This is a genomic window from Absiella sp. AM29-15, from assembly GCF_003434225.1.
Lineage (GTDB): Bacteria > Bacillota_I > Bacilli_A > Erysipelotrichales > Erysipelotrichaceae > Hoskinsella > Hoskinsella hominis.
The window spans coordinates 53,294-65,989 of the sequence record NZ_QVFL01000013.1; the positions used below are offsets into that span (position 1 = coordinate 53,294).

The 12,696-nt window shown below is 30.6% G+C and carries 7 protein-coding genes; all 7 read right to left on the bottom strand.

Annotated features, from left to right (window positions below; genetic code table 11):
• Positions 1 to 69: 69 nt before the first annotated feature.
• A complete protein-coding gene (locus DW761_RS13435; protein ID WP_117518437.1) occupies positions 70 to 1,935 on the bottom strand; it encodes an ATP-binding cassette domain-containing protein in 1,866 nt (621 codons plus the stop codon).
• A complete protein-coding gene (locus DW761_RS13440) occupies positions 1,928 to 3,229 on the bottom strand; it encodes a GHKL domain-containing protein (RefSeq protein WP_117518438.1) in 1,302 nt (433 codons plus the stop codon). Before DW761_RS13440 ends, DW761_RS13435 begins: the two co-directional genes overlap by 8 nt.
• Before the next feature lie 29 nt (positions 3,230 to 3,258).
• On the bottom strand, positions 3,259 to 5,364 hold the full coding sequence (locus DW761_RS13445) for an ATP-binding cassette domain-containing protein (RefSeq protein WP_158553807.1): 2,106 nt from the start codon (positions 5,362 to 5,364) through the stop codon (positions 3,259 to 3,261).
• A 17-nt stretch (positions 5,365 to 5,381) separates the two neighbouring features.
• A complete protein-coding gene (locus DW761_RS13450) occupies positions 5,382 to 7,493 on the bottom strand; it encodes an ATP-binding cassette domain-containing protein (protein ID WP_117518440.1) in 2,112 nt (703 codons plus the stop codon).
• 17 nt (positions 7,494 to 7,510) lie between these two features.
• The gene (locus DW761_RS13455; RefSeq protein WP_117518441.1) at positions 7,511 to 9,640 is read right to left on the bottom strand and encodes an ATP-binding cassette domain-containing protein; all 2,130 of its coding nucleotides are present in this window, start codon (positions 9,638 to 9,640) and stop codon (positions 7,511 to 7,513) included.
• A gap of 89 nt (positions 9,641 to 9,729) precedes the next feature.
• The gene (locus DW761_RS13460; protein ID WP_117518442.1) at positions 9,730 to 10,425 is read right to left on the bottom strand and encodes a LytR/AlgR family response regulator transcription factor; all 696 of its coding nucleotides are present in this window, start codon (positions 10,423 to 10,425) and stop codon (positions 9,730 to 9,732) included.
• 140 nt (positions 10,426 to 10,565) lie between these two features.
• A complete protein-coding gene (locus DW761_RS13465) occupies positions 10,566 to 12,656 on the bottom strand; it encodes an ATP-binding cassette domain-containing protein (RefSeq protein WP_117518443.1) in 2,091 nt (696 codons plus the stop codon).
• Between the last annotated feature and the right edge of the window lie 40 nt (positions 12,657 to 12,696).

The following is a 12,696-nucleotide window of genomic DNA, read 5'->3' on the forward strand; positions in this document are numbered from 1 at the left end:
TCTCATGTTAGTTAAATCTAACTTCAAACATACTATATACCAAAAGTTAGCCTTTGTCAACAATTTGTACTAATTTCTTAAAATATTTTCTGGCTGATTCTTGCGAAAGAATATAACGCTATATATCATCGTTACCAAAACAACAATAACAAATAAGCTCACATAGAAAATCAATTGTGCAATTCCATCAATTTCTAATTTCATAAGTCCACTAACTGATAAAGCCATCCACACAATGCCACTGACAATCATCGAAATTATCAAGGACAACATAATCTTTCCTACAATTTCCATCAATGATAATTTATGCAAATCACGATGAGCCAGCCCATTTACGCTCAATAATGCAAATTCTCGCTTCCGTTTATAGAAATAATTGATCTGTAAAGCACTCAACATCAAAATGAATACGATTAAAAAACCACCTAATACAAGAAAACGTAAGTTCTGGGTTGTATGTGCTAAAGTATTTAATGCATCCAGATTGACCTGTCCTTCATTTACCCCAAACCCTAAAGCTTTTGCCACATCTTTATTCTTCATTAACGACTGTAAATTATTTGAACATAAAATATATCCTCTTGTATCCTTTTGTAAGCTATACTTTTGATACAACGCATCGATTTCTTTATAATACATATAAATAAAACTTTTCTCATCTTTTAAGTATGGACAATGAATATTTTTATCCAGTACCCCTTTCACAAGGAAGCTTTTTTCAAAGGGATGCCCCATATCTTCCCCATCTTGAATATCAAATACCACACCACTTGCGTCAAAGCGATTATCCACAAATGCCATATCTTTCATATCCACATACAGCTGATGAGAAAAATACACACCCTGATTATCCCCTAAATCCATTTTTCTTAACATCTTATCACTAAAATCCTGTCCATCAAAATAAGGAACCACACTTACCCACAAGCCATTCACAGAAATCATCATCTTATGATATGGATATAGATTATCCCCATCTTCCAGCTTCAGCTTTTCCATGTCCTTCATCACAGGTAATTCCCCATTCATATACATCTGACCCTTATCATCAGTGATAAACAACTGTTTATCCGTCAGTCTTTCCAATGCCTCATAACTGGATTTCGCATGTGCGTCAATAAAGCCAAGCGATAAGGTAGATGCCATCATACACAAAATCATGGCAGTAATCATCATAACATTCAAACTTTTATATTTTTGAAAGAAATAACGGATATAGTTTGTGAAAAAAGATAAAGAAAGCTTCTGTTTGTCATCTTTCCATGTAATACTTGTCCCCTGATACTGCTTTTCACATATCAGTGTTTTCTCTTTAATTGAATAAATCTGATCCGCATATTCCTTGGCTAGTGCACTATGGCTTGCCATCACGATGCACTTACCTTCTTCATGTGCTAACTGTTTCAATACTTCCAATACGATTGTTTCATTCTTTTTATCTAGGGCACTCGTTGGTTCATCTAGTATCAATACTTCCGGATCTTTACATAATGCGCAAGCAATTGCTAATCGCTGCCGTTCTCCACCAGATAATGTTTCAATACTTTGATGCATTGGAACCTGTAAATGCACAAGCGACAACAAATGCAAATAAGCTTCCTCACTTTTTTCCTTCCCCGCAAAAGAAGCATACAACTTCAAATTTCCTAATACATCATATTGTTCATAAAGACTAGCATCCTGCATTACATATCCAAAATGCAATCTTCGATATTGACTCTTACATTTTTCATCTCTTAAATCAATCGCTTTTCCATTGATTTCATACTCGTAATCACATTGATCAGATATCATTCCAACACGATATAATAACGTACTCTTCCCTGTACCACTCAATCCGGTAATTAATGTCAGTGTTTTATCTGGTATTTGCATACTGCCATTTTCTAATAACACCCGATCATAACTTATCTCTATATTATCTAACTTAATCATCCATCTCTTCCTCCCCGGCAATTGCCCTTAAACAACATATTACATCACTCACAAAATACCCATCATCTTCTTCTACTAATAAACTGCCCATATATAACTCAGCAATTTTTCTTGTATTATCCAATCCATGTCCATGATGTTTTATATCTTCTTTCTTTGTTTTCAGATCAGGATTATCCTGTAACACACTTTGATCTATCGCATTTTTAATGACTACACGCAAAGCATTTTGTACAATCCATGCTTTCATAACAATTCGCTTTTCCCCACTACAATTTTCTATCGCATTATCCATCAAATTAGATAAGATACGATATAAATCCATCTCCTCCATCGCAAGCGTTTCAGGTACACGTATATCATAATCAAATTGTATTTTCAAATCTTCCATCTTTGCGATACGCTCATTTAACACCATATTGAATATCGTCTGATTACTAAAACGATAATACTTCCATGTATTTACCTCATCTACTCTCTCTTTTAATGCTTTTTTTAATGCTTCAATATCCCCTTGTTCCACCAGTTGATACATATAGGAATATCGATATTTTTCATCATGCCTAGATTTTCTAATTGCTTCTTCCAATTCCTGCATCTGTTTATATGCTTCCATATCATTATGAAATAAAGCAAGTTTCAACTTATCATCATACTTTTCTTTACTGCTTTTTTGTAAATTATAAAACATGATGAGTACCATAAAGGCGGTAATCATATTGATAAATACCATGAACATTGTATATTCAAGACGAATACTTTGATTTATCAAAACAGAAAACAGGATATTAAATGAAAACAGTATACCATAACTTAATACAATCATTGGCCACCATTCTTTAAAACGATACTCAGAAAATTTAATAATGGAATCTCTGTAATGGTAAATCAGAATACCTAAAATTAAAAATACACTTTTCGTAAGACACGCCACTAAAACATAATATTCAGATAATATAGTAATAGCTGGTCGTCTTAAAACAAATGAGATCATAAAAACACTTACTGTCACAATCACATTATTGATGATGGATGGAACAATGGATATCATCAATATATATGATTTTCGATTATATGAGAAAATCGACGATAACACGCATATCATCAATATCGTAAGCGGTTCAAGTAAAATATCATAAGCCTCTAAATGATTAGAAACCAGGGTTAAAACAGTTAATGTTCCCCATAGCAATAAGAAGAATGGGCATTCTTTTTTTGCTTTTATATTAATTAAGCTAAACGTAATAAATGCATATATTGCATTTTCTATGATTGTTATTCCTATGTCAAACATGTACTCCCCTCACTTTTTTAATCATTTAATCATTTTTTTAATTCTATTACCATTGGTATGATTGCTTCAAATATCAATGATAAACATAAAATTATCACTACCATTTTCACACTGTATACAGTATATCCAATATGCAATGCATTTAATATAAACATCAAAGCAGTAAATATGATTATTGAAAGAATCGCCACAAAGATACTTTCCTCAATATATTTCTTACGTTTTATTTTCTTAATTTCTTTCTCATGAAACCCTATATTCTTGAAATAATCATTTGTTTCTTGTTCAACTTTTCGATTGTTATATTTCATCACGATATACATTAAAAAGATGATAACACTTAAAATCATTGATCCAATTCTAATCGCTGTTTGCATATCTTTCGTGTTTTGACGCATAGCGCTATAATTCATATATCCATTTTCTACATCTAATCCTATCTCATTGATTGCTTGTATTACATCTCCCATATGACTTATATCATCTACGATTACTGAGTATCCAGTAGGTGTCCATGGTGTTTCTTTCACTTCATGAACTACCTTATCTTTTTCATCATCAGGACAATCATTGATGTAATATTTTTTATATTCCGTATCCATACCATGAATAGTTCTAACTGTGTCATCTTTATATTGGTTGATATAATTTTCAATGATATCTCTATCCATGTAAACTACATCCTGATAATCATTGGTAATTCCCATATTTGAAGCGTATAATACTCCTGCAATTGGCATTTTTATTTTCACATACTTTACATTAGGACAATTCAAGTAAATTTCACTATCATCTTTAGCATATGCCCATGCCTTCCCATATGCATTACTGATAGGCACTGGATAGTAAAATTCTAGCCATTTATCTTTTAATGATTTAATATTTGAAGAAATTTTATTAGCTAAAGGTTTAGATAAAAATAAACCTTCTTTTTCAAAATCTAATTCAATATCTTTTTCATAGTTATTTTTTGTTAAATAAGAGCATATTTTAAAATTGAGGGGATCTCCATTATTAACTTTTATCATTTCTTGTTTTTCATTTAACACAACAGCATTATCTGGATCTCCTCCTGATGAAAATTTTTTATCCGTCACTGGGTAATATGCTGAGCATTGACTTGATAAATCTACTCTCCAATCAACAGATTTTACATGCGGTATTTTTTTTATTTGATTGATTTCGTTTTCTTTAATTAAATCATTCATTCCCCCAAAATCATAAAATGTATCACCTTGCCGATCAACGCCTTTATACACCAATAATTCATTTGAGGCGATTTCATTCATTTCTTGTGTCTGAACAGAATACGCAATATTATTAAATTCAAAGCCAAAAGCTGAAAATCCTATACAGAATATTGTTAGCATAGCCATGATTCGATGATATAATTTTTGATGTTTCTTCATCTTACGAAAATAATAATTGATGCCTTCCAAATGTTTCTTTGTCACATGTTGTGTTTTATTATTTTTTGTTTCTTTTTTATTGTCATCTTTTATTTGATACAGTTCTTGATTTTTTATCTCATATACAACATCACTTTTTTCTATCAGATGACTGTCATGAGTAGAATATAATACGATATTTCCTTGATCTGCATATTCTTTCAACACTTGAATCACTTGATTACGATGATACTCATCTAATGATGATGTTGGTTCATCTAATATTAAGATATCTGGTTTATGAATTAACGCCAATAGTATTGCACAACGTATCTGTTCTCCGCCTGATAATTGATCTGGATATTTTTCTAATAATGCTTTTAATTCTAATGATGATATCCAGTCTTGTATTTCTTCATCTTCCTTTATTCCATATAACTCTTTCATCATTTCTATGTGAAGTTTTATGGTTAAATCTTTTAGAAATTCTGATTGTTGATGAACGATTCCCATATGTTTAAAGATAAATGCTTGCTGTTCTTCTTTTGTCGCTTTTGCATAATCTTTTTCTTGATATATAAAGCTTTCTAAAAAGTCATTTTCAAAGGTAATGGAATCAATGATTGTGGATTTTCCACTGCCACTTTCTCCAATTAAAGCGATTAGATTTCCAGAAAACATTTCTAATTTTGCCTTTTTCACTATGCTATTAGAATGAAATTGAATATCTTTTAGTTTCACAATCATTGCTTCCATCCTCCTTATTATTTTTTAGCTTCTATTAACATTGGTATGATTGCTTCAAATATCAATGATAAACACAAAATAATCACTACCATTTTCAAACTGTATACGGTATATCCTATATGCAATACATTTAATAAAAACATGAATAACGTATATACAATCATTGCAATGATTGCCACAAAGAAACTTTCTCCTATATATCTCTTTCGTTTCATATGTTTTATCTCTTTCTCATGAAATCCAATATTCTTAAAGAATTTATCAACTTCTTGTTCAGATTTTCGATTATTATATTTCATTACAGTATACATAAAGAAAACTATGATTAAAATAATGATTGCAGATATTCTGATGGCTGTTTGCATATCTTTCGTATTTTGACGAATCGCTCCGTAGTTTGCATATCCACTTTCTACATCAAGTCCTAATTCATTAATCGAATGAATTACTTCTCCCATATTGCCAATATTATCTACCATAACTGAATAACCAGTTGGCTTCCATGGGGATTCCTTAACTATATGCACTACTTTATCTTTTTCATCATCAGGACAATCATTAATGTAATATTTTTTATATTCAGTATCCATTCCATAGATTGTTCTTTCTGTGTCATCCTTGTACTGATTGATATACTTTTCTATGATATCTCTATTCATATAGATCACATCTTGAGAATTATTTGTTATTCCCATGTTTGAACTTTTTAATACCCCTGCAATTGGTAAAGTTACCTTTATCATTTTGACATTAGGATAATGTAAATAGATAGTATCTCCATCTTTAGAAGTAGCCCACACTTTTCCATATGCATCACTAACAGGTATTGCTAAGCTAAATGATAATTTCTTATTTTTTAAATCGTTAATATTTATCCCCAGTCGTTGCGCAAATACTTTTGACAAATAAACACCTTCATCTTGAAATTTCATTTCAATATCAGAACTATAATCTTTATCACCTAAATAAGAACATAAAATTACAGAAGAAAGCGAATCTGTATATTCTACTTTTTTTAATTCTTTTCCATTCTCAAGCAACATCAAAGGTTCTGCTTTATAATCTAAAGAAGAAAAGCGTTGATCAGTAACTGAGAAATTAAATGAAGAAAACAAATCGATATCATATCTCCATTCAACATCTGTCACATGTGATAATTGTTTGATTTTAGACAATTCATCATCACTAATCACATCATTTGAACCGCTAAAATCATATTCAAAATATCCTTCTCTGTCTACGCCTTTATATGCAAGTATTTCATTAGAAGCAATATCATTCATTTGTTGCGTTTGAACAGAATACGCAATATTATTAAATTCAAAGCCAAAAGCTGAAAATCCTATACAGAATATTGTCAGCACTGCCATGATTCGATGATATAATTTTTGATGTTTCTTCATCTTACGAAAATAATAATTGATGCCTTCCAAATGTTTCTTTGTCACATGTTGTGTTTCATTATTTTCTGATTCTTTTTTACTATTATCTTTTATCTGATGCAATTCTTGATTTCTTATCTCATATACTACATCACTTTTTTCTATCAGATGACTATCGTGTGTAGAATATAATACGATATTTCCCTGATCTGCATATTCTTTCAACACTTGTATGACTTGATTACGATGATACTCATCTAATGATGATGTTGGTTCATCTAATATTAAGATATCTGGTTTATGAATTAACGCCAATAGTATTGCACAACGTATCTGTTCTCCACCTGATAATTGATCTGGATATTTTTCTAATAATGCTTTTAATTCTAATGATGATATCCAGTTTTGTATTTCTTCATCTTCCTTAATTCCATATAACTCTTTTACCATTTCTACATGAAGTTTTATGGTTAAATCTTTTAGAAATTCTGGTTGTTGATGAACGATTCCCATATGTTCAAAGATAAATGCTTGTTGTTCTTCTTTTGTGGCTTTTGCATAATCTTTATCCTGATACATAAAGCTTTCTAAAAACTCATTTTCAAAAGTAATAGAATTTATAATCGTTGATTTACCACTACCACTTTCTCCAATCAAAGCAGTTAAATTTCCATGAACTATTTCTAAATTTGTTTTTTTCACTATGCTATTAGAATGAAATTGAATATCTTTTAGTTTCACAATCATTGCTTCCACCCTCCTTTTTATTTTTTAGCTTCTATTACCATTGGTATGATTGCTTCAAATATCAATGATAAACATAAAATAATTACTACCATTTTCAAACTGTATACGGTATATCCTATATGCAATGCATTTAATATAAACATTAAAGCTGTAAATATGATTACTGAAAGAATTGCTACAAAGATACTTTCCTCAATATATTTTTTACGCTTAATTTTCTTTATTTCTTTCTCATGAAACCCTATATTCTTGAAATAATCATTTATTTCTTGTTCTGCTTTTCGATTGTTATATTTCATTACGATATACATCAAAAAGATGATAACACTTAAAATCACTGATCCAATTCTAATTGCTGTTTGCATATCTTTCGTGTTTTGACGCATAGCGCTATAATTCATATATCCATTTTCTACATCTAATCCTATCTCATTGATTGCATGTATAACTTCACTCATGTTTTCTGTTTTATCAACTACAACTGAATAACCATTTGGTTTCCAAGGTGTTTCCTTTATAATATGCAAAACTTTACTTGCATCTTTTTTTGGACATTCATTCACATAATATTTACTTTCTTTATCATCCATAACATATATCGTTTGGTTAACATCTTGCTTATATTTTGAAATTAGTCTTTCGATAACTTTCCGATTCATATAAATGACATCATTAGCTAAATTTGTAATCCCCATATTTGCATACTTTAAAACACCGGCTATTGGCAAAATAATCTTAATCGGAATTAAATTAGGTGTATTAAGATATGTTATTTCATTATTTTTCGAATATGTCCATGATCTACCATATGCATAATTAATCGGTACCATATAAGTAAAACTAATTGACTTTCCTTTCAATTCTTCAGTATTTTTTGTGATTTTATCTGCAAAGTATTTGGCTAAATAAACACCATCATCTTGAAATTTATATAGAATATCACTGCTATAATCAAAATTTTTATTATAAGAACATACATAAATTCCACTAACATTATGATTATCCTCCATAGCATCACCCAAATTAAATTCTACTATACTTTTACCATTATCCATTACTTTCAAACTATCTGGTTGAGTAAAATCTTCTAAAGAATCATTTGTAATTGGAAAATTGTGCGTATCAAAAATATCTACATCTACACGCCATTCAATTTTTTTGACATGAGGGATTTCTTTTATTTTTGTCAATTCTTCATCTGTGATAAATTCATTTGTTCCATCGAAATCATATTCTCTATATCCTTGTCGATCTACTGCTTTGAATACGAGTAACTCTTTTGATGCAAAATCATCCATCTGCTTTGTTTGCACTTCATAAACAATATTATTAAATTCAAAGCCAAAAGCTGTAAAGCCTATACAGAATATTGTCAGCACTGCCATAATTCGATGATATAATTTTTGATGTTTCTTCATCTTACGAAAATAATAATTGATGCCTTCCAAATGTTTCTTTGTCACATGTTGTGTTTTATTATTTTTTGTTTCTTTTTTATTGTCATCTTTTATTTGATACAGTTCTTGATTTTTTATCTCATATACAACATCACTTTTTTCTATCAGATGACTGTCATGAGTAGAATATAATACGATATTTCCTTGATTTGCATATTCTTTCAACACTTGAATCACTTGATCACGATGATACTCATCTAACGATGATGTTGGTTCATCTAATATTAAGATATCTGGTTTATGAATTAATGCCAATAGTAAAGCACAACGTATCTGTTCTCCACCTGATAATTGATCTGGATATTTTTCTAATAATGCTTTTAATTCTAATGATGATATCCAGTTTTTTATTTCTTCATCTTCCTTTACTCCATATAGCTCTTTCATCATTTCTACATGAAGTTTTATGGTTAAATCTTTTAGAAATTCTGGTTGTTGATGAACGATTCCCATATGTTCAAAGATAAATGCTTGTTGTTCTTCTTTTGTGGCTTTTGCATAATCTTTATCCTGATACATAAAGCTTTCTAAAAACTCATTTTCAAAGGTAATGGAATCAATGATTGTTGATTTTCCACTGCCACTTTCTCCAATTAAAGCAGTTAATTGACCATTTGATAAATGAATATCACATTCTTTAAGCACAACATGATGGTCAAACAAAATAGATTGTATATGGATTTTCATCATTTTTTCATCCCCTTTTATTATAATTTATATACTTTTCTGATATAAAACAAGTAGCTAGGGATGTTTGGTCGCATAAGAGGGATAAGTGGTCAGCGATAGCTTAAACATCTTAGATATTCTTGATAAGCATTGGACACGTTTTCTTTTTTTCTTCTGCTGATTTCAATGCTAGTTCCATCATCCATCAAAAATGATGCATCCTGTTGTAACATCACAATATGCGCAAAATTCACAATAACAGAATTATTGATTTTATAGAATCCAAATAATCCTTGTTCTTCAATTTGTTTTAATGTTATATGAACTTTTAATAGGGATTGATCTTTAAGTTTTATTTCACAAGTGTTATGAAGTTTGGTAAAATACAAAATTTCTTTCGCTGACATACTTAAGTGTTTCCCATTTTTCGTGTAATTGAAAATAGCCTGATTATTTTTCAATAAAGGAATCAAATCATCCATACAAAGTTTTAATTCTACTGCCAGTTTATCTTTTCTGATGAAATAGAAAGGATGTACCGTAAAACAATCATTGATATATTCGTTATGATAGCTAACAAATATGATTGGAATGATTTTATCTTTTTTGCGTATTTGTTGTGCGAGGACAATACCACTTTCTTCTTTCATATCGATATCTAAGAAAATCGCATCAAATGATAGACAGCATTCAAGAAAGGGCTGTATATGTTCAAAAGTTTCATAAGTTACATTTGCGTATTTTGATAATTCTTGTTTGATTTTCATAACATCCTCAATATGATCTTCTACAACAGCCAAATGCATAGGATTCCTCCTTTCTCATGTTTCTTTAAAAATTATCTTCCTTATTATTCTAACATTTTCTAGTGGTATATACCAGTGTAAACGCTTAATTTATAAAAAAAATACGCCTTTCTTTTGATATACGAAAGACGTTGTATTGTTTAATGCTTGATTAGATATGGAATGATAAATTCTAATATAATGGATAATAATAAGGTGGTAGCTACAAGCATTAGATTGATCTGTATGCCAAACCAGTTAAATGCTTGATCTAAAAGCAGGATACATGCGATCAAAGCCATTGCATAGATACATAAGTGCACTGTATTGTCCGTATAGCTTCTTATCATGATTTCCTGTATTTCTTTTTTCTGATATCCCATTATAGTAAAATAATGAATTGTTTTTTGCTGGGCTTCTCGATCGTTATATTTCAACATGGTAAATAACACAAGAATGATAAACATTGATACTAAAGAACCAATACGTATCATAGATTGCAAATGACGGGTATTTTCCGTAATGGTATGGTATTCTTTTCCACCCTGATAGACATTATATCCAAGTTTTGTGATTTGTGAGATGACATCAGATACATGATTAGCATCATCCACTTCTATGAGATAGCGAGTTGGCTCCCATGGTTCATAATCAATTGTATGAAGTAATAATCTGGTTGTATCCTTTGGTGGTGTGGTATCGAAATGATAGTTTTGATAACTGCCATCATTTGCGATTTCTACTGTGGTATAGAGTGTTTCTGAATGAGTTTGCTTTGTTTGATCGATATAGGACATCATTTCTGTTTGTTTCATATAGATTGCATAAGGCAGATCATGTAGTGGTGTAATATCCATTTGATTTCCTTTTAAAATGCCTGCGATTGGAGTCGTGATCGATATAGGTGTACATGCAGGATAAGTGATAGGGATTGCTTGATTTGTGGCACTGACATATCCATCTGACAGGTATTTTGGTGAAAGAAATGAGAAGGTAATGGTGGTTTGTTTTAAGGTATTTTCATCTGTTGAGATACTGTTGGCAAGTGCCTGGGATATAAAGATGCCATTTTGATGAAAATCATTTTTTATGATATTGGCATGATCATCTGCTTCATCATAACAGGACACTAATGCATTTTCTGTGATAATCTTGTTTGTTTGATTGAGATAGTTTATTTTCATTTCTTTTTTATAGGAAGATGCTTTCTCTTCATTGCCATATTGATCTTTGTCATATAACGCTAAATCATCGTGTAATTCTATTTGAAACCATGGTTTTGCGCTTTTCACATGTGCAAGGCTTGTTACATGCTGTATTTGATTGGATGAAATGCCTTTGCCGGCACCATAAAACTCATAGCGTTGATTTTCCATTCCCAAATCAGGTGCATAGATCAAAAATTTTGTATCATCCAATACTTTTTTATTCTGAATATAATCATAATGAAAGTTTTGTAGCTGTAAAGATACTGTGCAAAATGCCACACAAAGTACCGCAAGGAAGGTAAAGATACGATGATATGTTTTTTGATACTGATGCGTATGGCGTAATTCTGGTAAAAGGGCTTTTATGTCTTTGTGGTGAGATATGGGATATACTGCATGATTATTTGTTTGTTTTTTACATACTTTTATACCTTGATCCACCTCATATATTTGATCTGCGATTGCTTTTAGTTGCTCATCATGTGTTGCGATGAACAAAGTCTTTCCTTCTTGTTTTAAAAGCTGAAACAAGCTTCGCATTTGTTCACTGGCAGCCTCATCTAAGTTAGCTGTTGGTTCATCTAAAAATAAAATATCTGTTTGACGTGCAATGGCGCAAAGTAGTGCAGCACGTTTTCTTTCTCCACCGGATAACTGATTGGGATATTTGTTTAATTGTTCATGAAAATTTAAAATATCATTATAGGCATCCATTGATACAGGTGTCGTATTTTGTGTCTGTATTAGTTGGATTTGTTGTTGAATTGTAAGATTTTCTAGCAATTGTGCGTTTTGGTCAAGAAAAGATATATGTTCAAAAATAAAATCCTGTTTTTCTTTATCTGAAGTGATGTTAACTTGTATATTTTGATATTGGAAAGATGTTAAAAAAGCATTTTGAAAACTTAATGTTTTCATTAGTGTTGTTTTCCCACTGCCACTTTCTCCTAAAAGCAAAGTCAAGCCTGATGGGATATCGATTTGTCCTGCTGATAGGATGATGCGATCATGAAATTGAATAGTTTTAAATTCTGCGTGTAACATGATATCCACCCCTTTTTGATTATTGTCATGTAAAAGTCAT